Source organism: Sorangiineae bacterium MSr11367, assembly GCA_037157805.1.
Lineage (GTDB): Bacteria > Myxococcota_A > Polyangia > Polyangiales > Polyangiaceae > Pendulispora > Pendulispora rubella.
In genome coordinates this window covers 7,109,276-7,130,219 of sequence record CP089983.1, presented here as the reverse complement: position 1 = coordinate 7,130,219, position 20,944 = coordinate 7,109,276, and the positions used below count along the sequence as shown (strand labels likewise).

Annotated in this window: 22 protein-coding genes; 10 read left to right on the top strand and 12 right to left on the bottom strand. The window is 65.1% G+C overall.

What is annotated here, in order from left to right:
- Positions 1 to 85: 85 nt before the first annotated feature.
- Positions 86 to 1,591, top strand: a complete 1,506-nt coding sequence (locus tag LVJ94_27475) for an ATP-binding cassette domain-containing protein (GenBank protein WXB00652.1) — start codon at positions 86 to 88, stop codon at positions 1,589 to 1,591.
- A gap of 63 nt (positions 1,592 to 1,654) precedes the next feature.
- Here the strand turns inward: LVJ94_27475 and LVJ94_27470 are convergent, their stop codons facing one another.
- Together LVJ94_27470 and LVJ94_27465 are read right to left on the bottom strand one after the other, a co-directional pair.
- On the bottom strand, positions 1,655 to 2,566 hold the full coding sequence (locus tag LVJ94_27470; protein WXB00651.1) for a LysR substrate-binding domain-containing protein: 912 nt from the start codon (positions 2,564 to 2,566) through the stop codon (positions 1,655 to 1,657).
- 33 nt (positions 2,567 to 2,599) lie between these two features.
- Positions 2,600 to 3,418, bottom strand: a complete 819-nt coding sequence (locus LVJ94_27465) for an NAD(P)H-dependent oxidoreductase (protein WXB00650.1) — start codon at positions 3,416 to 3,418, stop codon at positions 2,600 to 2,602.
- 108 nt (positions 3,419 to 3,526) lie between these two features.
- On the opposite strand from LVJ94_27465, the gene LVJ94_27460 reads away from it, so the two are divergent.
- The 3 genes from LVJ94_27460 (at position 3,527) to LVJ94_27450 (ending at position 6,444) form a co-directional block, all read left to right on the top strand.
- Positions 3,527 to 4,459, top strand: coding sequence for a LysR substrate-binding domain-containing protein (locus LVJ94_27460; GenBank protein ID WXB00649.1), 933 nt, complete (start codon positions 3,527 to 3,529; stop codon positions 4,457 to 4,459).
- A gap of 2 nt (positions 4,460 to 4,461) precedes the next feature.
- Complete coding sequence (locus LVJ94_27455; protein WXB00648.1) at positions 4,462 to 5,358, top strand: LysR substrate-binding domain-containing protein; 897 nt, start codon at positions 4,462 to 4,464, stop codon at positions 5,356 to 5,358.
- A 90-nt stretch (positions 5,359 to 5,448) separates the two neighbouring features.
- A complete protein-coding gene (locus LVJ94_27450) occupies positions 5,449 to 6,444 on the top strand; it encodes an aldo/keto reductase (GenBank protein ID WXB00647.1) in 996 nt (331 codons plus the stop codon).
- On the opposite strand, the gene LVJ94_27445 is transcribed toward LVJ94_27450, so the two are convergent.
- The gene (locus LVJ94_27445) at positions 6,423 to 6,806 is read right to left on the bottom strand and encodes a gamma-glutamylcyclotransferase (protein ID WXB00646.1); all 384 of its coding nucleotides are present in this window, start codon (positions 6,804 to 6,806) and stop codon (positions 6,423 to 6,425) included. The two genes, LVJ94_27450 and LVJ94_27445, sit on opposite strands and share 22 nt — an antisense overlap.
- Before the next feature lie 147 nt (positions 6,807 to 6,953).
- Here LVJ94_27445 and LVJ94_27440 point away from each other — a divergent pair, with 147 nt between their 5' ends.
- Positions 6,954 to 7,478, top strand: a complete 525-nt coding sequence (locus LVJ94_27440) for a hypothetical protein (protein ID WXB00645.1) — start codon at positions 6,954 to 6,956, stop codon at positions 7,476 to 7,478.
- Between the two features lie 21 nt (positions 7,479 to 7,499).
- Here LVJ94_27440 and LVJ94_27435 read toward each other — a convergent pair whose 3' ends face one another.
- On the bottom strand, positions 7,500 to 8,420 hold the full coding sequence (locus tag LVJ94_27435; protein WXB00644.1) for a LysR family transcriptional regulator: 921 nt from the start codon (positions 8,418 to 8,420) through the stop codon (positions 7,500 to 7,502).
- Between the two features lie 64 nt (positions 8,421 to 8,484).
- On the opposite strand from LVJ94_27435, the gene LVJ94_27430 reads away from it, so the two are divergent.
- Positions 8,485 to 9,357, top strand: coding sequence for an NAD(P)H-binding protein (locus tag LVJ94_27430; GenBank protein ID WXB00643.1), 873 nt, complete (start codon positions 8,485 to 8,487; stop codon positions 9,355 to 9,357).
- A 27-nt stretch (positions 9,358 to 9,384) separates the two neighbouring features.
- On the opposite strand, the gene LVJ94_27425 is transcribed toward LVJ94_27430, so the two are convergent.
- The 3 genes from LVJ94_27425 to LVJ94_27415 all read right to left on the bottom strand — a co-directional run bounded on the left by LVJ94_27425 (position 9,385) and on the right by LVJ94_27415 (position 11,422).
- Entirely contained in the window at positions 9,385 to 9,963 is a 579-nt protein-coding gene (locus LVJ94_27425) for a hypothetical protein (protein ID WXB00642.1), read from the bottom strand.
- 111 nt (positions 9,964 to 10,074) lie between these two features.
- Positions 10,075 to 10,884 carry an MBL fold metallo-hydrolase gene (locus LVJ94_27420; GenBank protein WXB00641.1) on the bottom strand — a complete coding sequence of 270 codons (810 nt, stop codon included), beginning with the start codon at positions 10,882 to 10,884 and terminating at the stop codon, positions 10,075 to 10,077.
- A gap of 4 nt (positions 10,885 to 10,888) precedes the next feature.
- The gene (locus tag LVJ94_27415) at positions 10,889 to 11,422 is read right to left on the bottom strand and encodes an ester cyclase (protein ID WXB00640.1); all 534 of its coding nucleotides are present in this window, start codon (positions 11,420 to 11,422) and stop codon (positions 10,889 to 10,891) included.
- 77 nt (positions 11,423 to 11,499) lie between these two features.
- Between LVJ94_27415 and LVJ94_27410 the strand changes: the two genes are divergently transcribed.
- The gene (locus LVJ94_27410; GenBank protein ID WXB00639.1) at positions 11,500 to 12,159 is read left to right on the top strand and encodes a TetR/AcrR family transcriptional regulator C-terminal domain-containing protein; all 660 of its coding nucleotides are present in this window, start codon (positions 11,500 to 11,502) and stop codon (positions 12,157 to 12,159) included.
- A gap of 234 nt (positions 12,160 to 12,393) precedes the next feature.
- Positions 12,394 to 13,665, top strand: coding sequence for a glycosyltransferase (locus tag LVJ94_27405; GenBank protein WXB00638.1), 1,272 nt, complete (start codon positions 12,394 to 12,396; stop codon positions 13,663 to 13,665).
- Between the two features lie 39 nt (positions 13,666 to 13,704).
- Here LVJ94_27405 and LVJ94_27400 read toward each other — a convergent pair whose 3' ends face one another.
- From LVJ94_27400 to LVJ94_27380, 5 genes are all read right to left on the bottom strand, one after another.
- Complete coding sequence (locus LVJ94_27400) at positions 13,705 to 14,541, bottom strand: hypothetical protein (GenBank protein ID WXB00637.1); 837 nt, start codon at positions 14,539 to 14,541, stop codon at positions 13,705 to 13,707.
- A 301-nt stretch (positions 14,542 to 14,842) separates the two neighbouring features.
- Positions 14,843 to 15,691 (bottom strand): class I SAM-dependent methyltransferase, encoded by an 849-nt coding sequence (locus LVJ94_27395; GenBank protein ID WXB00636.1) that lies wholly within the window; start codon positions 15,689 to 15,691, stop codon positions 14,843 to 14,845.
- Positions 15,681 to 16,052, bottom strand: coding sequence for a hypothetical protein (locus LVJ94_27390; protein ID WXB00635.1), 372 nt, complete (start codon positions 16,050 to 16,052; stop codon positions 15,681 to 15,683). The genes LVJ94_27395 and LVJ94_27390 overlap by 11 nt, the downstream gene beginning before the upstream one ends.
- A complete protein-coding gene (locus tag LVJ94_27385; protein WXB00634.1) occupies positions 16,042 to 16,209 on the bottom strand; it encodes a ribbon-helix-helix protein, CopG family in 168 nt (55 codons plus the stop codon). The genes LVJ94_27390 and LVJ94_27385 overlap by 11 nt, the downstream gene beginning before the upstream one ends.
- A gap of 67 nt (positions 16,210 to 16,276) precedes the next feature.
- The gene (locus LVJ94_27380) at positions 16,277 to 18,154 is read right to left on the bottom strand and encodes a glycoside hydrolase family 9 protein (protein WXB00633.1); all 1,878 of its coding nucleotides are present in this window, start codon (positions 18,152 to 18,154) and stop codon (positions 16,277 to 16,279) included.
- A gap of 257 nt (positions 18,155 to 18,411) precedes the next feature.
- Here LVJ94_27380 and LVJ94_27375 point away from each other — a divergent pair, with 257 nt between their 5' ends.
- Complete coding sequence (locus tag LVJ94_27375) at positions 18,412 to 20,067, top strand: MFS transporter (protein ID WXB00632.1); 1,656 nt, start codon at positions 18,412 to 18,414, stop codon at positions 20,065 to 20,067.
- 142 nt (positions 20,068 to 20,209) lie between these two features.
- Positions 20,210 to 20,863, top strand: coding sequence for a DNRLRE domain-containing protein (locus LVJ94_27370; protein ID WXB00631.1), 654 nt, complete (start codon positions 20,210 to 20,212; stop codon positions 20,861 to 20,863).
- The last annotated feature ends 81 nt before the right edge of the window (positions 20,864 to 20,944 follow it).

Sequence of the window (20,944 nt, the reverse complement as noted above, 5' to 3'; positions counted from 1 at the left end):
CCCTGCGAGGCCTTTCGTGGCCTGCATGCGGCGCCGGTTTTTCCCCGCCCGCGTGAGTGTGGCGGGGCCGGATCAGGAGGATCTCATGGCTCGCGAGCAAATTTCTCTCGCGGTGGCGCACGCGTCGTTCGCGTTTGCGACACCTATTTTGACCGATGTGACGCTAACGCTCGGCCCAGCGTGGCATGGGCTGGTCGGTGCGAACGGTGCCGGGAAGACGACGTTTCTCAGGCTGATTCTCGGTGAGCTCGAGCCGGAGGGAGGCTCGTTGCGATGGGCGCCGGAGCGCGCGCGTATCGTGCTCTGTCCGCAGCGGGTCGATGTGGCCGGCGACGATGTGCTCCACTTCGCCGGCGACGATGGTGCCCATGCACGGCGCCTGCGCGCTCGCCTTGCGCTCGACGGGGCAGGGCTCGCGCGTTGGGCCATGCTGTCGCCGGGCGAGCGGAAGCGCTGGCAAATTGGGGCGGCTCTTCGCGAGGACCCCGACGTGCTGCTCCTCGATGAGCCAACGAATCATATCGATGCATCGGCGCGCACGCTGCTCGTGGAGGCGCTGCGCGCCTTTCGCGGGCTCGGGGTGGTGGTGTCGCACGATCGCGCGCTGCTCGAGACGCTCACGTCGGTGACGTTGCGTCTGGATCGGCGGACGCTGCGCGCGTATCCCGGGAATTTCACGGCCGCCAAAGCACAATGGGAGCTCGAGGAGCGCCGTGCGATGGGCGAGCATGATGAGGCTCGCGAGCTGGCGCGTGCCGCCAAGAGGCATCTGGTCGACGTGCGTCGCGAGCACGAGGCGGCGGACCGAAGCCGCTCGATGCGTGCGAAGAGCCGTGACAAGAATGACCACGACGCGCGGAGTTTCGGGCGCAAGATCCGGATCGGCTGGGCGGAGGATCGGCTCGGGCGGAGGGGGGAGGTCGCGCGGCGGGCCGCGGAGAAGGCTGCCGACGCGGTGCCGGAGGTCGAGCGCATGAAGTCCATGGGGCGGTCGATCTTCATGGGGTATGAGCGTGCGCACTCTCCGCAGCTTGCCGCGATCACGGGCGGCGTGACGTTGCATGCGGGGGTGCGGGAGCTCCTGCGCGACGTTTCGGTGGTGGTCCGCCGCGAGGATCGCATTGCGATTCGCGGCGACAACGGGGCGGGCAAGAGCACGCTGTTGCGTGCGTTGCTGGCGTCGAGCACCGTGCCGCGCGAGCGGCTTTTCTATCTGCCGCAGGATCTCGACGAGGGGCAGGGGAGTGCGCTTCTCGCGGAGACGATGCGGCTCGAGCCGGCTGAACGCGGGCGGGTCCTTTCGTTGGTGGCGGCGCTTGGCGTGGATCCCGAGCGGCTTCTCGCGTCGCGTGCGCCGTCTCCGGGCGAAGCGCGCAAGGTTGCCATCGCATGGGGGCTCGGTCGCCATGCATGGGGCGCTCTGCTCGACGAGCCGACGAACCACCTCGATCTGCCGTCCATCGAGCGACTCGAGAAAGCGCTGGCCGCCTACCCAGGCACGCTGGTGCTCGTGACCCACGACCAGGACCTGGCCCGCGCCTGCACCCACACCACCTGGCACATCGAGAATCGGCACATATCGACCCACTGAGCCGCGAGCCGTCCCCCTCCCAAATGCCGAATCCGTTCCTGGGTTGCTTGCCTCAGAGCCAATTTAGAGCGCTACGGCGGCGGGGAGCTCTGCAATGAGGAAATCGGCGAACGCACGGACGAAGGCGAGATCGCTGCGGCGGGGTGGCATGAGTAGGGTCAATGTGGCAGTGCCCGCGGTCCACTCGGGGAGGACTCGGAGCAAGGTTCGGCGCGCCAGCTCAGCCCGACAAAAGTAACCCGGGAGAGCAACGACGCCCATTCCCGCTTCAGCTGACCGCTTCAACGTGGCCACGCTGTCCGAGTGCAAGCGCGGCAGAAAGACCTGGCGCGCTTCGCCCAACGACGGATGCTCCAGCGTCCAAACCACCTCGCGATCGGGCGCGACGCGTCCGTGCGCAAGCCGCGCATGACCCCGTAGCTCGTCGGGGTTCGTCGGTGTACCTGCCCGCTCCAAATACGCCGGACTCGCGAACAGTGCCCAATGCACCGTTGCCAATGGCCGCTGCACCAGGCTCGAGTCCGGCAATGGATCGATATGCGCGCGCACCGCCACATCGAATCGCCCCTGCACCAGGTCCACCCGCCGATCCGACGCATGCACCACCATATCGATCCGCGGAAACGCCGCCATGAACCGCGGCAACCGCTCCGCCATCACGAACTCGGCGAGTGCCGTCGCGCACGAAAACCGAATCGTCCCCGCCGGCTCGGAAATCCGCTGCTTGGCAATGAGCTCGGCCGCCTCTACCTCCGCCAGCATCGACTGGGCACGCAGGTAAATCTCCCGCCCCACATCGGTCACCTCGAAACTCCGCGAAGTCCGCTGGATCAGCCGCACCCCCAACGCCGCCTCGAGTTCGCCGATGGCCCGACTCAGGCTCGACTTCGGCACCCCCAGCGCCCGTGCCGTCGCCGAATACCCCTTTCGATCCACCACCTGCACGAAATAGTAAAACGCATTCAGCTCGATCATCGTCGTTCGGGCCACCGCCCTCGGCCCATCGTTTCACAGGTCGCGCGGCGCGTTCAAAGCGAGAATCTCTCCCGCGGCCGTTTCCCCCACATGAGCCCTCAGCCCCGTCTGCCCCCGGGCTACATGGGCTGCGAGCCCATGCCCGTCGGGATAGTCCCCGCCGTTCTGCCGCCGGAAGGGAATGGGCGCGTCCGCGAACAGCCCCTCGAGACGAGCTTGCCAACCCGCCTTCGCCTCCTCCACACCCGCCGCCGTCATCCGCGCGCTCCCGTAAACGGCATGCGTCGGCAGCACCTCCATCCCGGGAAAGAACAGCGTCCCGTGCGTGATGGGAAACAGCAGCTCCTCGAGCGGCCCATTGATACCGCGCGGCGCATAGTCCTTTTCGGGTCCCCCGACCATGACCGACAACAGAGCCCTCTTGCCCTTCAAGCCACCGTCGCCATACCGATACCGATTGCCTTCGCCTTTGTAGCCATAGGCCAACCCATACGCGAACACCCGGTCCACCCAGCCCTTGAGGATGGCGGGCATACCGAACCACCAAAGCGGAAACTGCAAGATCAACGCATCCGCCGCGAGCAGCTTCTCCTGCTCGGATGCCACATCCGCCGTCTGCTGCCCGGTGGAATAGGCATGCCCCGACTCCTCGATGAACGATAGCCGCCCCGGATCCACGCGCGCCGGAAAGTCGCGTTCATCGAATACCGCCTTCCAGTGCATGCCATACAAATCCGACGACATGACCCCGTGCCCTTGCGCCTCCAGCGTCTGCTTCGTCGTTTCGACGAGCTGGCGGGTCAACGAGGTGGGTTCGGGGTGCGCATGAACGATCAGCACATTCTTTTTCACGGTCTTGTCCATCCTCCAAGAGAACATCGCCCTGTCTGACTCGAGGAAAGTCTGGGGCCGCGCCAGCTATATGTGAAACAGAAGAACTTCTTGGCTACTATCCACCCGGTGGATACCAAGCAACTCGATCTGAACCTGCTCGTCACCCTCGAGGCGTTGCTCGTGGAGCAAAATGTGACGAAGGCGGCCGCCCGCCTCCATCTCAGTCAACCCGCGGTCAGTGCTCAATTGAGTCGCCTGAGGGACGTTTTCGACGACCCGTTGCTCCTTCCCGCCCATCGCGGAATGACCCCTACCGCCAAAGGGCTCGAACTGCTGGCCCCCCTGCGCCATGCGCTCGATCAGGTGCGCGGCGTCGTCGCCACGGAACGGACCTTCCACCCGGCCAAGGCCAAGTTGACGGTCACCATTGCGTGCACGGACTACCTGCAGGCCGCCGTGGTGATGCCCCTGGTCATCGACCTTCGACGAAAGGCTCCGGGGGTGCGTGTGGCCGTGCGCCACTTGGACTTGGGCCAGCTGGAAGCGCAAATGGCACGGGGGGACGTCGATCTGGCGCTCATGACGCCCCAAGTCGCCCCGCCCAACCTTCGCACCCGCCACCTGTTCGACGAGCGGTACGTCCTCATCGGCCGCCGGAATCATCCTCGGCTGCGCCAGGCCATCACGCTCGACGAATTCGTCCAGTTGGAGCACGTGATCGTGTCCGTCCGCGGCGGCGATTTCGTCACGCCCGTCGACGACATGTTGACGTCCTTGGGGCGGCGCCGCCACGTGGTCCTCTCCGCCGCATCCTTCCTCGTCGTTCCAGAGCTCATCTCCCAATCGGACTTCGTGGCCCTGGTGCCGGAGCGGCTCGTACGCGATCGCACGGACAAGCTAAAGCTCGTCGAGTTTCCTCCGGCCGAAGGGTTCGCCGTGGGCCTAGTGTGGCACGAGCGCAATCATGGACACACCGGCCAACGTTGGATCCGCGACGCCGTCGTCGCCGCGGTCGATGCCCCGACCCAAACCCGCCGCCCCCGCACCCGAGCGCGCTAAACATGGCCTTCACGCCCCTCAATGCCCTGAACTCCTTTCTCGCCGTGGCGCGCAGGCGCAGCTTTGCCGCGGCCGCCCGAGAGCTCGGCGTGTCGACGTCCGCCCTCAGCCAATCCGTCCGGCAACTCGAGGTCCGCGTCGGAGTCGCCCTCCTCACTCGGACCTCGCGAAACGTCGCGCTCACCGACGCGGGGCAGCGTTTGCTGGAGAACGCAGGTCCGGCGGTGGAGCAGGCGCTGGACTCGCTCAAGACGGTATCCTCGCGCCCCGGTGAGGTCACGGGTCGGGTCCGCCTCTCGGTGCCGACGTCCGCGGTGACGCTCGTTCTCGCGCGCCTGCTTCCGCGTTTCGTGGAGCGGCACCCGAAGGTCGAGGTCGACGTGTGCGTCGACGATCGCCTCGTCAACATCGTTGCGGATGGCTTCGATGCCGGCATCCGCCTCGTGGAGTCCATCGACCGTGATATGATCCACGTGCGGCTCTCGGGTCCGTGCCGCATCGTCGTTGCGGCCGCCCCGTCGTACATCAAGCGGCGCGGCATTCCGCAGAAGCCGAAGGACCTGTTGCAACACGAGTGCATCTGCATGCGGTGGAGAAGAACGGGGGAGCCATGGGCGTGGGAACTCGAGCGCGGAAAGAAGACTTGGCGCCTGCCCGTCCGCGGGCCCGTCACGACGAACAACCAAGTGCTCGTGCGTTCCCTTGCCGTCAGCGGGGTGGGCTTGCTCTACACGCTCGAACCCCACATCACCGAGGAGCTGGCCCACGGACGCCTGCGCATCGTCCTCGAACCGTATGCCCCGAAGGTGCCCGGGTTGTTCCTCTACTACCCGAGCCGAGCGCAAATTTCCCCATCGTTGCGCGCCTTCGTCGACGTCGCCCGCGAAGCGGCATCGTGAAGTTTTTCTAAACGCCCCTTGCAGTTCATGCACCTTCTGCAAGGCGTGCGGGAGCCTATCTTCTTGCTCACTGCACTCAGGGAGAACGATATGCAAAAGCGAACACTGGGAAATAACGGCCTCGAGGTTTCCGCCATCGGGCTCGGTTGCATGGGAATGAGCTTTGGCTTGGGCCCGCCGGCCGACAAACAAGAAATGATCTCCCTCCTTCGCGCGGCCGTGGAGCGCGGGGTGACGTTCTTCGACACGGCCGAAGTCTACGGCCCGTTCACCAACGAAGAGCTCGTGGGCGAAGCGCTCGCGCCGTTCCGAGGCCGGGTGACCGTTGCCACCAAGTTCGGATTCGCACCCGCACCCGACGGGGGGGCTCGCTGGACGGGCCTGGACAGCCGTCCCGAGCACATTCGAGAGGTCGCCGAGGCCTCGCTCCGCAGGCTCAAGGTGGACGCCATCGACCTCTTCTACCAACACCGGGTCGATCCGCAGGTGCCCATCGAGGATGTTGCCGGCGCCGTGAAGGACCTGATTCGGCAAGGCAAGGTAAAACACTTCGGCCTTTCGGAGGCCGGCGCGCAGACGATCCGCCGCGCACACGCGGTCCAGCCCGTGGCCGCCCTTCAGAGCGAATACTCGCTATGGACCCGGGAGCCGGAATCGGAGGTGCTTCCCACGCTCGAAGAACTGGGGATCGGCTTCGTTCCTTTTTCACCGCTCGGCCGAGGCTTCCTCACCGGCGCGCTGAACCAAACGGCGACGTTCGACAGCAACGACATTCGCAACGGGCTTCCGCGCTTTACGCCCGAAGCGCTTCGGGCGAACCAGGCCCTGGTCGATCGACTGGGCCAGATCGCCCAGCGGATGAACGCCACGGCGGCGCAAATCGCATTGGCGTGGCTCCTTGCGCAGAAGCCCTGGATCGTGCCGATTCCGGGCACCACCAAATTGTCGCGCCTGACCGAAAACCTCGGAGCCGCCGCCGTCGAGCTCACGCCGAGCGATCTGCGCGACATCCACACCGCACTCGACGACATCGCGGTGCAAGGCGCGCGCTACCCCGAGCACCTTCAACGGCTCGTCGGTCGCTGAGCCATCTCCCGGTGCGCGCACCAGTCGCGCCAGTCGCCCGACGCGATGAGCGGAAATCCCGCGGCCACGTCGGGCGCAAGGAGGTACGTCTCGGCGCACAGCCCATCGTCGAGCACGATGCGTTCGCGATGGTACTCGTCGCCCTCGAAGGCATCGAGCACGGCCAAGGTGCGCGCACCCACCTCGTACACCTCGCCGATCACCGCCGTGCTGCCGCCTGCCACGAGCCCCGGGTACGCTCCCAGATCATGCAGCCGAAAGCCCGGCTCCGTACGCGCCTGCCCGATGAAGCGCGCGCCGCGAAGCCAGCGGGCATTCGGCTGCCCCGAGAGCAACGTTCCGTAGACCAGTAGCCTGTTCATCGCGTGTTCGCTCGTCTTCCTTGAATCGGAACGCGATGGAAGTCCAGGTATGGCACATGGTGGCGCAGCCACGCCTGGTCAAAACAGCGAAAACGAGGGAAATGAACCGAATATCGCCCTGGAACGATCCATGCTCCCTCGCCCGCCATGCCCGTCCTCACCCGGTTGCTCCCCGTGGTTGCCAGCGTCCTTCTCGCCGCGTGCTCAGGTTCGTCCGATGTCGACATCGACAACGGGGCGCCTTCTCCCGCGCCGAAGGAAGGGACGTCGACGAACGTCGCGGTGGACGATGCCGTGACCCGCGTGGGCTTGGAGCGCGCGTGGCTGGGAGCCGTCGGCTTCGATGTGAAGTGCAACAGCGCCCATGCGAAGATGACGTACGATCGCACCACGCATGAGGCCACGTGGCACGTATGCCAGCAGGACGCGTACGTCGACCGCGCACGGACGCTCACCAGCGATGAAGTGGCCCGGTTGGAGTCGATGCTGGCGGCCATCACCTATCAGCCGAATCCGCCCTGCGACGGGTACGATGGCTTGTTCATCACCATGACGGCATCCCGGGCCGACGCCACGTCCCGGACGTACGCGAAGGAAAACCTCAATTGCTACGGGTATCCCAAGGCCCCGGGGATCGGCGCGCCCTTCGATTACCTGCTTGGCAAGTTGTAATTCCGTTCAGAATTCCGCGCATCATGCCCTGCGGCTCGGATCGGTGGCCGGTAGTTCGAGCAAGAAATGATCGATGCACGTCCGGACTGCCGCGGTCATCGCGCGATGGGCGCGATAAAGTAGATACACGCCGCCCGTCTCCCCCTCGTACCCGGGAAGGACGCGAACGAGTCGCTTGGCGCGGACGTCTTCGACACAAAGTACCTCGGGAACCATCGCAATGCCGACCCCGGCCAGTGCCGCGCGGTGGGCGGCGGAGAACTCGCTGACGTACAAGCGCGGTGCGAAGGTGATCCTTCGTTTGTGGCGCCCTCGGCCGAGCGTCCACGTGGAGAAGCCATCGCGCGCGCGGGTTGCGATGCAATCGTGCCGCCCGAGGTCTTTCGTGCGTCGCGGTTTGCCGTGCACCTCCAGGTAACGCGGGCTCGCGTAAAGGAGTTTGCGCGTCGAGCGCCATAGCTCGCGCGCGACGAAGTCGGTGCTGTCGACCTTTCCGGTGACCATCGCAATGTCGAACCCCTCGGCGAGCAGGTCGACCCGCCGATCGTCGAGCTCGAGGTCGAGCGAGACGCCGGGATACTTTGCAAGGTACATGTAAATGACCTTCGAAACCGCCGCGCCGAGGATGAGGGGCGCGAGGATCCGGACGCGACCCCGCGGCTCCTTGCGCAGCTCCCGGACGAAATCGGTTCCTTGCCAAACGTCGTCGACGGCCCGTTCGGCATGGGCGAAGTAGGCACGCCCTGCATCGGTGAGGTGAAGGCTGCGCGTCGTGCGCTCGAGAAGCCGAATCCCCAGCACCGACTCAAGTCGCGCGATGCGCCGGCTCACCGTCGAGCCGGGGACCCCGCGTTCGCGCGCGGCGGCGGCGAAGCTGCGCATTTGAACGACGCGCACGAACAACGCCACGTCGTTGAGGTCCAAATTGATTCGTGCATCCATGCTATGAATCGCTTTCCAAATAGCGTACTAGTGCACCCTGCTGAGCGGCGCTACCCATCGGTGCATGCAAAACATCGTCGTCACGGGTGCTACGGGAAACATTGGCAGCCGCATCGTGCTCGAGCTCGTCGCGCGGAAGCGCGCAGACGTGATCGCATTCGTGCGTGACCCACTCAAGGCCTCATCGCTGGCCGCCGCCGGAGCGGTTCTTCGGCGCGGCACGCTGGAGGATAGCGCGTCCCTGCGGGCTGGTTTTGCCGGTGCGGACACGGTGGTCCTCATCACCGCCGGCGGCACGTTGGCCGAGCAAGCGAAAGCAGCCATCGAGGCGGCGCGCGCCGCCGGGGTCCGCAAGATCGTTCGCGTATCGTCGTTGAAGGCGAGCCTCGACGGTCCGACGGACTCCTGCCGTCAGGACGCTCGCGCCGAAGCCCACCTCCGCGCGAGCGGCCTCACCCACGTCATCCTTCGTGGACACTGCTTCATGCAGAACACCCTCAAGGGGATTCGAAGCATCCGCGAAGAGGGCAACGTCTACTTCGGCAGCGGCTCCGGAAAGATCGGCATGATCGACGCGCGCGACATCGCCGACGCCGCGGTCGCCGCCGTGGAACGCGATGCGTGGGATGGCCAAATTCTGGAGCTCACCGGGCCCGTCGCCATCGACTTCGCCACCGTCGCCGCGGCCTTCACGGCGGAACTCGGTCTCAACATTGCCTACGTCCCCATCGCCCCCGAAGCCGCCGGCGAAGCGGCCCGCAAGTTCGGCGCCGACCCATGGACCGCCACGGTCCTCACCGAGTACTGCACGGCCTACGCCAAAGGCTGGGGCGACTTCACGACCCAGCACGTCGCCGAGCTCACGGGCCACGCGCCGCGTTCGATCGCCGACTTCGCCCGCGAGGTGCTCGCCCCGGCCTTCTCGTTGCGACCTTGATGGATCTCGACGTCGCGAAATGGCGCCCTATTCCACCGAGGCTGCAGAGGCGGGCGCCGAGACGGCGACGGTGCGGACGACGGGGGCGACCTCGACGACGAGCGGGGCGCCGAAGCGGATGATCAAGGTGGGAACGAGTCCCAATTCGACGCTCATGCCACGCGGGGCCATTCCCGCAAATTGAATATTGTTTTGCAGACGCTGCGCCCGTGAAAGGCATTTGACCAGAACGACGGCCAATTTGTTCTCGGCATTCGCCGCAAGGAGCTCTTGAGTGGCCTCCTCGCTCATCGGATGCGCAGCGTCGAAGTCGGCATGGACCTGCGGTGGCAGACCCAAGGTGACCGACACACCCTCGAGCGTGTAACCTGCTTTGCGAACGATGGGCAGCGCGGCATTGAAATCGCGCAGCGTATCTTTCACCTTGGTCATGGCGCCTTCCAGAAGCTCCATGCCCTTTTGGGTCGCCGAATCCTTCAACGCCGTCGCCTTGGCCGACGCGTGCTCTTTGAGCTCACCGGCCTTCGCGGCCACGTCGTTCTTTACCTCGGCGGCTTTCATGCTGGCCGAACTCGTGGCTTCCTTCGCCTTGTCGAAGATTCCCATGACGTGCCTCCCCCTGCATCGCTCCCGATGTGCAGCTCTCGATGCTTCGCCAGCGTACACCTCGGCAACGTCGTGCACGAGGTTGCGTTCGCCTGAGCCGCCCCTATCGCTTCAACATGGCAAAGGAGAGTTGCGCGGTACCGAGGTGGCGCGTGCGCGCTCGAGAAGCGAGGGATCGTGCGCGCTGACGAGCATCACCTCGGGATCGCTTCGATGCAATTCCGCGAGGCGCTCGTGGTTTCGCCGGACGCGTGCCCAGTCGTGGGCGACGAACCACTCTTGCACCGTTAAAATGAGGGGTTCGCGCCCGATGCCCGTGACGATGCTTTGGTCGTAGAAGGCGTCGCCGGCGTGGAAGATCCAACGGTGGCCCGCGTCGATGGCCACGGCGGCGTGGCCCCGCGTGTGCCCGGGCAGCGGAATGAGGACGACCCCGTCGTCGATCTCCGTGAGGCACGTGGCCGAGGGGAAACCGCGCCAGGTATCTCCGCCGGCGCCGTGCGGCACGAGCTTCGGACCATGCGTCCATTGTGCAGGACGGTAGCGCGCGCGTTCCAACTGCGACCCTCGCTGGGAGGCGGCGGTCCACTCGTCGGCCGTGGTGTGGACGCGGGCCCATGGGAAGTCCGAGAGACCACCGACGTGGTCGGCATCGAAGTGCGTCAGCACGATGTCGCGCACATCGGCGGGATCGAAGCCGCGCCCTCGCACCTGCGCGATGGCCGTCTCCTCGGGATCGAGCCGCGGGCGCGTCACATGGCGATAGGAGCCGATGCGCCCTCCAGGATCGGCAATGTCCGCCGAACCGAACCCCGTGTCGACGAGCGCAAGGCCGTGGTGCGTCTCCAGAAGCAGCACATGGCACACGAGCGGCGCACCGGGCATTCGCATCGAGCCGCAATTGAGGTGATGAACGCGCATGCTTCTACAGCAGCCTCGGATCGGGTTCTCGGGTCATGGCGGCCAGCCCGCGCAGTGTCCGTACGAGCTTGGGCCAGTTGCGCGGATCCTTGAGGCTCGAGCCGCGGAGCAGTTGCTTCAGCATCGTCAAGCTGTCGAAGTAGACGCGCTCGCAGACCAGCGTTTCGTTCGCATCGAAGAGGAAGAACGCCGTCATCCTCACGCGGAAGCGTTGCCCCGTCGGCGGAATGCCCCCGAGCGGCCCCTGGTGGGTTCCCATCAGCCAGAACTCCACGATGACCGCGTCGGCACTGTGGCGCAACGCGATGATCTCGTGGTGCTGATCGGGGAAGGCGGTGCGCGTATCTCGATAATAGCGGCGCACATCGTCGTCGCCGTCGTGCACGGTCAACGTGGCGATGAGTTCGTAGTGCGGGTGAGGGAAGGTGGAGAGAACCTCGTCCCACCGCTGTGCAACCTCGCCGTGGAAATGATCGAGGACGAGCTTTTCGCGGGCGCGGAGCACCTCGACGCTGGGGATGTCGAACGGTTCTTTCATCAATTAATCCACACCGTGGGTTTTTCCAAATTTACCCACAGTGTGGATTTTTGCAAGCGCCAATGCATCATGCGCCCATGACCAAGCCGCCCCGCCGAGGCCGACCGCCGAAAGGTGCCGAACCGCTTTCCCGCGAAGCGATCTTGAAGGCCGCCTTGACGGTGATCGACGCCGAAGGCATCGAGGCGGTGAGCATGCGAAGCGTGGCGCGGGAAATGGGGGTCGACCCGAAGAGCCTCTACCACCACGTCGACGGCAAGGATGGACTGCTCGATGCGGTCGCGGAGCACGTTCTGGCGGGCATTCGCATCCCCAAGCCCACCGGCTCGGTGGCCGACGATCTGCGGGCGATCGCGCGCGCGTTCCGGCGTGCGACGCTGGCCCATCGGCAGGCGGCGCCGTTGGTGCTCACGCGCCAGCTCGCGTCGTTGGAGGCGCTTCGGCCGGTGGAGGCGGTCATGTCCGTGCTGCTCCGCGCGGGGCATTCGCCCGAAGCGTCCGTGCATCTCCTGCGGGCGCTGCTGGCGACCGTGATTGGCACCCTGTTGCGCGAGGTCCATGCGGGGCCCACGTTTGGCGTGAGCGATCTCGAGGGCATCGCGCGCCGTCGCACGATGCTGGAGAACGCGGGCCTACCCGCGCTCGCCGAGAGCGCACCGTTTCTCGCTCGGTGCGATCACGATGCGGAGTTCGACTTCGCCGTCGACCTGATGATCCAGGCCGTCACCACCAGGTGATGTGGTAGATGCAGCGATCGTCTCCTCCGTGCCCAGACAAGAAGATGCTGCGTGGAGCGCACCTACGTCAAGCCACGTGGCACACGCCCGGCGGGGTCAACCACGAATCAATCCATGCTGGACAAAATGGCATATATCGTTTATGGAATAAGACTCGACAGTGCGCGATTCGCGACGGCGCGAAAATAGGGAATAGTTGCCGCCGTGCCCGATTTCCTGTGAGCTGGCAGCGGCATGAACGTCCTGCTCTCCAGCATCGGCACCCGTGGCGAAGTACAACCCGTTCTCGCGTTGGCGCTCGAACTCCGTGCGCTGGGGCATCACGCGAGTTTGTGCGTGCCTCCGAATGACGAACATTGGGTGGAGTCCTTCGGACTGCGGTGCTTTCCGATAGGTCCCGATCTCGAGAAAGGCTTGCGGGGGGCGGGCGGCGATCCTGCGAAGCCGTTCAAGCCCACGCCGGAACAGAGACGGCAGCTTGGCGTGGCCACGGTTCGTCACCAGTTCCAGGTGTTGGGCGAGGCCGCCCGTGGGTGCGATCTCGTCGTCGGTGCGGGGGCGCTGCAGATTGCGGCGCGCTCGGTGGCCGAGGCGCTCGGGATACCGTATGTCTTCGCGGCCTACTGTCCGGTGACCTTTCCCTCACCGGAATATCCGCCGCTGAAGATGGGGATCCCCCATCCGCAATGGTTGCCGGCGATCGGTCGAGTTCGACGAAGCCCCTCGCGAGAGCGGCGGCGTTTTCGCCTTCTGTGGAAGGATGAAGCGCGAAGTTTCAACGAAGCGTTCCTCGTTACATTGAACGAGGAGCGCGCCAAACTGGGCCTTACCGCCGTCGACAGCGTCAAGCCGCATATCTTCACCGAGCGTCCGTGGTTATGTGCCGATCCCGTACTGGCCCCCGACGCGTCCGGCGCCGGTGTCCAGATCGTGCAGGCCGGTGCCTGGTTTCTGCCCGATCCGAGCGCACTCCCGGACGACCTCGAGCGCTTTCTCGCGAACGGTGAGCCGCCCGTCTATTTCGGTTTTGGCAGCATGCGGGGCTCGCAACGAACCGGGCGCGTGCTGCTCGAGGCTGCGCGAGCCGTAGGCTTGCGCGCGATCTTCTCGCGCGGATGGGGAAACCTCGAGGCGGCCGACGCTGGCAGCGATTGCATCTCCATTGGCGACGTCAATCACGAGCGATTGTTCGTGCGTGTCGCGGGCGTGGTGCACCATGGCGGCGCGGGAACCACGACCGCCGCCGCGAGGGCCGGCCAGCCGCAGATCATCGCGCCGCACATGTATGACCAATTCTACTTCGCACGCCGCGTGCAAACGTTGGGGGTGGGCGTCTACGCTCCCCGCCGTGAGCACCTGACCGTGAACACGATGATCTCGGCCTTGCGCAAATGTTCGAGCGCCGACATGAAAGCGCGCGCCCGCGCATTGGCGAACCGAATCATCCCGAATGGAGCAACAATCGCCGCGGAACGATTGGCCAGGGAATTTGGCGGACGCTCATGAGCCCTCCGGTGGCAGAAGAAGGCGGAACGTCATCCGTCGTCAGTGTTCAATCTGCTCGATGGACTCCTGCTCGGGGATCATCCAGTGCACCCACATCGCCACGCGTTCGCCTGATGGCGTGCGCACCGTCGGTCGCCCGTTCGGCATGCCGTGAACGAACCGATGCAGTGTCGCTCCCGCCTCGCCGGTAGCCGTGTAATGGCGCGGCCTTCCAAGAGATCGCTCGTCCGGCACGAGGTTCGGTGGCGGAGGGACGTCGGTGGGCCATGCCTCGTCGGGGCCGGAGCCGCTCATCTCCGCGTCCCAAAACTCAACGCGGAATTCGGTTGGAACGTACGGGTGCACATCCCGCAACGGGAGATGATGCAGCGCTTGATGGATCTCTAGAAAATGCGGTGGCGGCTCGCCCCCCTTCGCCTGGATGTGGCCATCCGGATGCACTCCTAGGACTCGAACGGAGCGCCACTGCTCTCCGGTGCGGCAACTCAGCGTTACGGTCGGCTGGTCCGTGCTCCCCGCGACGTTCGTGTACAGTGGGTAGTTCGCAAATCCGCGTTCCTCGACCCAGCGAACCCACTCGAGCGGATGTTCGACCTGGCCAACCATGGCGTCGACGTCGCCGCGATCGCCGACAAACTCGGCCGTGATGGCCAATCCGTCTTCATAAACCGTGAGCGACGGAAGCCCTTCGGGCGAGTCGGTCCACGCGTCGCTGTCGCGTAAAACCAGCAGGGGGCGGTGGGGTGTTTGCTGCAGCAGCAACGCCGTAGAAATGGCCTCCGCCGCAATTCGCTTCTCCGGAGTGGGGCGGCACGACGCGCGACCGCACGCCATCGAACACAAAGCCAGAAGCCAGGCAGCCGATCGCCATTTCATCCGACGGAGCCATTGTGATGGAGAACCATTGCCCATTCGTCGATTGGACCCGCGCCATTCTGAAGCCTTGGGGGCGTCGTGCCCTCTCGAGCATGAATGGCTCAACGAGCGACATTCCGCACTTCGTTCCGCCCAAAACGTGAAGCTACCGTCGGAAACGAAAGTGCAGTTATCATGGCTATTTCCATGCCGGACGCCAACGCCACCCCCGATCGCGAAGCACCCCCCGAGGCACCTCCTGTCAAAGGGCGCGTGCTCCGGCTCGACCTAATGGCCGCACTGCGTTCGAGGACTGAGCGCGTTACGTGGTGGCGACCAACAGCTCTTCGGAGCTCGCAGGCCGCAGGCCGTCGGCTCTGTCCGCGAAATAGCGCTGAATGTGATGGGCCGCCGACACGTGGTGGGCGTCTCGAAAACCGCATTCGCGGGCGAGGGCGACGATTTCCTCCGGCGCGAAAAAGCTGATGAACGGTGTACCGTTGGCGCGAGCGCCGTTCTCCGAGATGAGGCGCGCGGGCCGCTCTTCGGGGTCAACCAGGTCGACAGGCAGGATGTACGTCATGGCCAAGGTGGAACCCGGTGCCAGCGCGGCAACTTGGCGCAACGTCGTGGTGATGGCGTCCTTGGTGAGGTACATGCTGACGCCCGTGGAGGCCACCACCGCCGGCTGCCGTGCATCGAAGCCGGCCTGCGCGAGCGCATTCCACCAGGAGCCGCCCGCCTCGAAGTCGACGGACACGAGCCGCAACCACTCCGGAATACCGAAACCGAGTTCGGTGAGGCGTTGGCGCTTCCAGGCCTGGGTCTCGGGCTGATCGACCTCGAAGACGCGAAGGCGTGAGGCGATATCCGGCCTGCGTTGCGCGAAGGAGTCGAGACCGGCACCGAGGAGGACGTACTGCGTGACGCCGAGCCCCGCTCGTTCCTCCACCAGGTCTTCGATGAAGCGCGCGCGCGCCACGATGGAGGCGCGAAAGACGCGCGTGAAGTTCGCATCCATGTCCGGGCGCTGACGCCAATCTTCGGCCGGTGCCGCCAACCGCAGGCCCACCTCGTCTTCGAGAACGTGCGGCGCCGCATCGACCTGAACGTGCAACGCCCGCCAAAGAGCCACCCGCACCGCGGTGTGATCGGGAACTTTAGCAACCACGGAGCTTCTCCTCCGTCGGGGGCAGCGGGGCGTGCACGCTGATGTGCCGGCCGTCGGGGTCGGCGACCACCATTTCAAGCACCGGCCAATGCTGCCGCTCGAAGGGACTCACCACGACCCCGGCGCTCGGCGGGGAGAACTTTGCCGCATCGCGCACGCCAATCGCCATTTGTACTTGCAGCACATGGCCCTGCGGACGCTCGGCGACGAAGATGTATGGCCCGCCCCGCGGATGGCGAAGCTGCCCCGAATGATGATCCGTCTCGAACTCGAGCTCGTAGCCGAGCGCCTTCCAAAAGGCGACCGTCTTGCCCCAGTTGTGCGTCTCGATGAGCAAACCTTCGATGCCCTCAGTCTCCATGTTTCCTCCGTTTGCGACGCGGCTCGTCCAAGTAGGCACGCAGCGCGGCCGCGACGATGGCCGACAGGGATTGCTCCGTTTCAACGGCATGGTGCTTGACCTCCCGAATGAGTTCGGTCGGCAGGTACACGTTGAATTGCTTCACGTCGTCGGCCATCTGCAAGGAATCTAGGATGCTAGCATTCTAGCGTCAAGGGACGCCCAGGCGGGCACGGCGGCGGCGTTTACGGGAGGCGGGGGCCGCCGACCGCGATGGCGTAGAGGTACCAGGTGGAGTGCGGCAGCCATTGTTCCAGCCAGCGCCAATCCGTATTCGGCCCCGTGCTGGCCTGTCCTGGGTCCCAATGGAGTCCGCGCCCGTCGTCGCTTTTGCCGGTCACGCCGTTGACGATGCCGCCCGCCGAGCGCAGCCAGCGCCACGAGCCCGCCGCGTCCGCGTATTCCAAATAGAGCGCCGCGGCCCGGCCGGGGCCTTCCATCATGCAGGTATTGAATGGATTGCGTCCGAGGATCCAATCGATCTGGTTTTGCGCATAGTCGCCGAGTCGGAGCGCGAACGCCGCATCCGTGTCCACCGTGCCGTCGGAAAACACGCGTGCGGCGTGCCGGGCCGCGGCCGCGAGGGATGCGATGCGCGCATTCTCGCCCTGCCACCAATTGAAGTCTCCTGGGCGCGAGACATCGTGCGGCATGAAGAATCCGCTGTATCGGTTGCCGGCGCGTCCTTGAATGAGCTGCCGCGCATAGCCGAACGGGTTTGGCACCTCGCGGGTGATGGCGAGCTCGAATTCGAGCGAACGTCGCACCACCGCCGCAATACTTCCCCGCATCTCCGCCGGCGCAATATCGAAGTATGCGAGCAGACTCACCACGGGCAATCCAGCGTCCGACGGATGAAAGAAGGGCCGATCCGCGGAATCGGCGCGCCAATAGTCGCGGTAATTTCTCCACGACGCGAGCCGGTCCAGCAAACTGGCCGCCCGGGCATCCGCCGCGCGCAGGTATTGCGTGTCACCGGTCGCTTTTGCCAATTCGGTCGCCGCCAAAAGGGCATTGTAGTCGTCTTGGATATTCTCTTTGCCGTCGTTGGTGAGCGCCACGTTGTTGGCTTGCAAGAAGGCAAAGGCATCGACGGCCGCCGCGAGGTACTCCGCGGGTTGGTATTCGCCCGAGATTCCGTAGGTGCTTGCCCTGGCCAGCGCCGCAATGGCCACTCCGCCGCCCTCGCGGAAATTCATCTGCTCCGCATCCATGGTGCGCTTCGTGGGATCGATGCTCAGATCGTCGGCCTCCGGCTGATGGATCGAGCCGTAGAAGGACTTTCCGGATTCGTGCATGCGCGTGAGAAAGTCCGCGCCGTAGAAGCCTTCATCGAGCAACCACGACAGCGCGGAGGCGAAGTTCGCATCCTTGCGGCGCAGCAGGTTTTCGTGTGCAGCGAACAACACCCACGCGGTGAGTGGAATCGACAGCGTGTTGAAATAGGACAGCTTCGAGAGCTGCGTGAAGTGCTTACCCCAATCGGCTGCCGCGTCGTACCAGCCTCCATGTGCGTCCCAGAACCGCGACGTTCCGGGAATGGCGAGCCGCCGGTCGGCTTTGTCGTACTGTCCGTCCGAGCGGGAGTCGCGGAAATAGTGGATGACTTGTGAGAGCGTGTAACGCTCGAGCGCATTCTGCTCGATGCGAAATGGCCACGATGTGCCCTTGCACCCCGGTCCCGTCGCCTCGACCGTGTATTCCCCTGGAACGTTCACCGCCGTGAAGTCCGCAATCCAATGGTGATCGGGCCCGGCCGGAAACCGGTCGCGCTGCCAATCGTCGACCACGCCAGCCGGCGTCGTTCGACCGCGATGCACCGTGCGCCCTGCACGGTCGATGACCGCGAAAAACAGCGGCACCTTCCGCGGATCCCACGCAGCAATGATGGCCCGCTTCGGGCCCACCGCCTCGTACCCCACCTGATTGACGAGGACTTCGTACACATCGTGTGCGGCGTCTTCCTCCTGGGCCGAGGCCACCGCAGGCAACGCCACCGCGCCCGCGATACCCGCCGAGCCCACCAGGAAACTACGCCGCGCAACGCGTTCATCGGATTTCATGGTGTCATTGTTAGGAAAGAATCTTTACGAAATCAACGAAGCACGGTGGACGCCGCGCGCTTTCGCTCGCCCGTGCGCTCTGAAAGCACAACAGCTTCATGGCCGCAGTTCCGGCCGCGGCAACGGAGGTGGGCGGACGGCGGCGCGGCGCGGGTAGAAAACGGAATCCGAATTCCGGCATAACTCCTCGCGCTCGACACCACCCCTCCGGCGGGCAGGCCCCGCATTCGTGATTTCAGCTCACAACTACTGTTCCAATGCGCAACCTGGTCACCGGGCTGCGGGGCGAGCATGTAGAGGCTTGCTCTCGGCACTTCGTCGAGAGGGAGAACGCGTTCATGCCCCTGGCCCTCCATGCGCTTGCCGTCGGTGCCTTCGGAATCGGTGTGACCGAGTTCGTCATGACGGGGCTGCTCGTCCCCATTGGAGCTGACCTCGGTGTCTCGATTGCCGCGGCCGGCCTGCTCGTGTCGGGGTATGCGTTCGGCGCAGCGGCGGGGGCTCCCGTGCTCACGGTGCTCTGTCGCCGCGTTCCACGGAAGGTGGTTCTCGCGACGCTGATGCTGATCTTCACCGTCGGCAATGCGGCCTGCGCGCTCGCTCCGTCGTATGCGCTTCTCATGGCGGCTCGCGTCGTCACGTCGTTGGCCCATGGCACGTACCTCGGTGTCGGGTCGGTGGTGGCCACCCATGTGGTGCCACCGCACAAGAGCGCGTCCGCCGTGGCGGCCATGTTCGCGGGGCTCACATTGGCCAATGTTCTCGGCGTCCCCGGCGGGACATGGCTAGCCGCTGCCCTTGGCTGGCGCGCGACCTTTTGGGCCATCGCGGCGATCGGCGTGATCGCCATGTTGGTGATGGGCCTCGTCGTTCCGGCGACGGCGCAGGCACCGGAGCGCGGAACTGTGCGCGACGACCTTGCCATGCTCGGCCGCCGTCCGGTCCTTCTCGGGCTGCTCACCACCGTGCTCGGTTGGGCGGGGCTGTCCGTGATGCTCACCTACCTTGCGCCCCTGCTCACGCGAATGGCGGGATTTTCCGAAGCCACCGTATCCCCGATTCTCGTCGTGCTGGGCCTAGGAATGGTCTTCGGAAACATCGTAGGCGGGCGGATGGCCGACCGGCATGCGATGCCGGCGTTGTTCGGCACCCTCCTATCCTTGGCGGTGGTCCTCGCGGCCATGACATGGGCCGTGCATCGGCGAATGGCCATGATGCCCTTCGTGGCGTTGCTCGGCGCGGCGGGATTCGCCATCGCTCCCCCACTGCAAATGCAGGTACTCAAGGCCTCCGAAGGGCAGAGCCTCGCGTCGAGCTTCAACATCGCGGCGTTCAATCTGGGCAGGGCCATCGGAGCGTGGCTCGGCGCCATGGTGATCGAGCACGGGCCGGGCCTTTCGGCCATCCCGTGGATTGCCGCGCTGCTCCCCATGGCCGCGCTCGCGACCTCCTTCTCGAACGAATCTCTCGCATCCGAAAGGAACAGGAATATGACGACGGATCCCCATGCATCGATGACCATTCCCCCACGTTGGATCGAGGCGCTCGCGCGCGAATTTGCCGAGCGGCAGGGCGATGGACGCGTGGGGCAGGTCTTGCTCTCCGAGACGAAACGCGTGCGGGTATGGGCCATTCGTTTGAAACCCGGTGAGCGCATGCCGTTTCACCGCCACGTGCTCGACTATTTTTGGACGGCGGTCACCGCCGGAGAGGGCCTCGCGCGGTACCACGACGGCCGGGAGATGCGCGTGACCTACCGGGCAGGGGACACGAAGCACGTCTCGTTCGCCAAAGGCGAATTCATGGTCCACGACCTCGAGAACGTGGGCCAAACCGAATTGGTGTTCACCACCGTCGAGTTCCTCGATAGTGCGAATGCGCCGCTCGTCGTTTCGACATCTCCGGCAGAGTAGCTCGCCAACTCCGAGTTGCGCGATTGTCATCCGTTCGGGGGAATCGCGGAGGGAGTGCGCCGCTCTTAGGTAAGGGCGAGAGTAGGCTTTCCAGCGCTGCCCCTACGGCGGCGCAGCCCATGCTCGAAGGGAGATGAGCGCTATGGGTATACGTCATATCGTTGTGCATTTGGGGCTTGCGGTCACGATGGCCAGCGCCGTCGCGTGTGTTTCCGCCACCGATGCGGAAGATGTCGATTCCACCGAACAAGCCCTGGTGATGAGTCTCAATCCGAGTGCGGATACGTGGGTGCAAAGGACGTCCAGCGGTTTCGTCGATTACGGGAAGAGCTGCGAATTGCGGGTGAACGACATCCACACATCGTCCGTACCCGATCTCGTTCTATTGAAGTTTCCCGTGCCCCTTTCCACCGTTTGCTCGACGCTCTCGAGTGCCACCTTGAGGCTCTTGGCGGATCAAGCGTACGGCATGCCCGTCGCCACCCATTGGGTCTCGGGTCCGTGGGCACCCGGCGGCAGTGGTTACTATGGCAACGGATGCTCGACCTGCAACGTCGCATCGGCCAACCCCGCACCGTTTGCCATGCCCGGTTTCGGCCCCATCGTGACGACCACCGTGGTGGACCATGGGTGCGCTTGGTACAAATGGGATGTCACTGCCATCGCCAAACGTTGGTGCACCAGCGGCGCGAACAACGGTCTTTTGCTGACCGGCGAGCGCAACGCCGAAATCGCCTCGTTCCATTCGATGGAAGCGCCTGCGGGGACGCGTCCCGTGCTCGAAATCGCCTATTGACGCATTCTCACTCGCGGCGCCACTGGAGATGGCCTGGCGAACTCCCGTCGAACCGCGAGTGACATCGGTGGCGAAATACGG

Excerpts from the sequence above, each read along its gene's own strand:
- LVJ94_27400 (WXB00637.1), bottom strand. The coding sequence starts at position 14,541 with ATGAAATGGCGATCGGCTGCCTGGCTTCTGGCTTTGTGTTCGATGGCG.
- LVJ94_27420 (WXB00641.1), bottom strand. The coding sequence starts at position 10,884 with ATGCGCGTTCATCACCTCAATTGCGGCTCGATGCGAATGCCCGGTGCG.
- LVJ94_27405 (WXB00638.1), top strand. The coding sequence starts at position 12,394 with ATGAACGTCCTGCTCTCCAGCATCGGCACCCGTGGCGAAGTACAACCC.
- LVJ94_27450 (WXB00647.1), top strand. The coding sequence starts at position 5,449 with ATGCAAAAGCGAACACTGGGAAATAACGGCCTCGAGGTTTCCGCCATC.
- LVJ94_27425 (WXB00642.1), bottom strand. The coding sequence starts at position 9,963 with ATGGGAATCTTCGACAAGGCGAAGGAAGCCACGAGTTCGGCCAGCATG.
- LVJ94_27435 (WXB00644.1), bottom strand. The coding sequence starts at position 8,420 with ATGGATGCACGAATCAATTTGGACCTCAACGACGTGGCGTTGTTCGTG.
- LVJ94_27475 (WXB00652.1), top strand. The coding sequence starts at position 86 with ATGGCTCGCGAGCAAATTTCTCTCGCGGTGGCGCACGCGTCGTTCGCG.
- LVJ94_27415 (WXB00640.1), bottom strand. The coding sequence starts at position 11,422 with ATGAAAGAACCGTTCGACATCCCCAGCGTCGAGGTGCTCCGCGCCCGC.
- LVJ94_27385 (WXB00634.1), bottom strand. The coding sequence starts at position 16,209 with ATGGCCGACGACGTGAAGCAATTCAACGTGTACCTGCCGACCGAACTC.
- LVJ94_27390 (WXB00635.1), bottom strand. The coding sequence starts at position 16,052 with ATGGAGACTGAGGGCATCGAAGGTTTGCTCATCGAGACGCACAACTGG.
- LVJ94_27470 (WXB00651.1), bottom strand. The coding sequence starts at position 2,566 with ATGATCGAGCTGAATGCGTTTTACTATTTCGTGCAGGTGGTGGATCGA.
- LVJ94_27380 (WXB00633.1), bottom strand. The coding sequence starts at position 18,154 with ATGAAATCCGATGAACGCGTTGCGCGGCGTAGTTTCCTGGTGGGCTCG.
- LVJ94_27440 (WXB00645.1), top strand. The coding sequence starts at position 6,954 with ATGCCCGTCCTCACCCGGTTGCTCCCCGTGGTTGCCAGCGTCCTTCTC.
- LVJ94_27375 (WXB00632.1), top strand. The coding sequence starts at position 18,412 with ATGCGCAACCTGGTCACCGGGCTGCGGGGCGAGCATGTAGAGGCTTGC.
- LVJ94_27455 (WXB00648.1), top strand. The coding sequence starts at position 4,462 with ATGGCCTTCACGCCCCTCAATGCCCTGAACTCCTTTCTCGCCGTGGCG.
- LVJ94_27445 (WXB00646.1), bottom strand. The coding sequence starts at position 6,806 with ATGAACAGGCTACTGGTCTACGGAACGTTGCTCTCGGGGCAGCCGAAT.
- LVJ94_27410 (WXB00639.1), top strand. The coding sequence starts at position 11,500 with ATGACCAAGCCGCCCCGCCGAGGCCGACCGCCGAAAGGTGCCGAACCG.
- LVJ94_27430 (WXB00643.1), top strand. The coding sequence starts at position 8,485 with ATGCAAAACATCGTCGTCACGGGTGCTACGGGAAACATTGGCAGCCGC.
- LVJ94_27370 (WXB00631.1), top strand. The coding sequence starts at position 20,210 with ATGGGTATACGTCATATCGTTGTGCATTTGGGGCTTGCGGTCACGATG.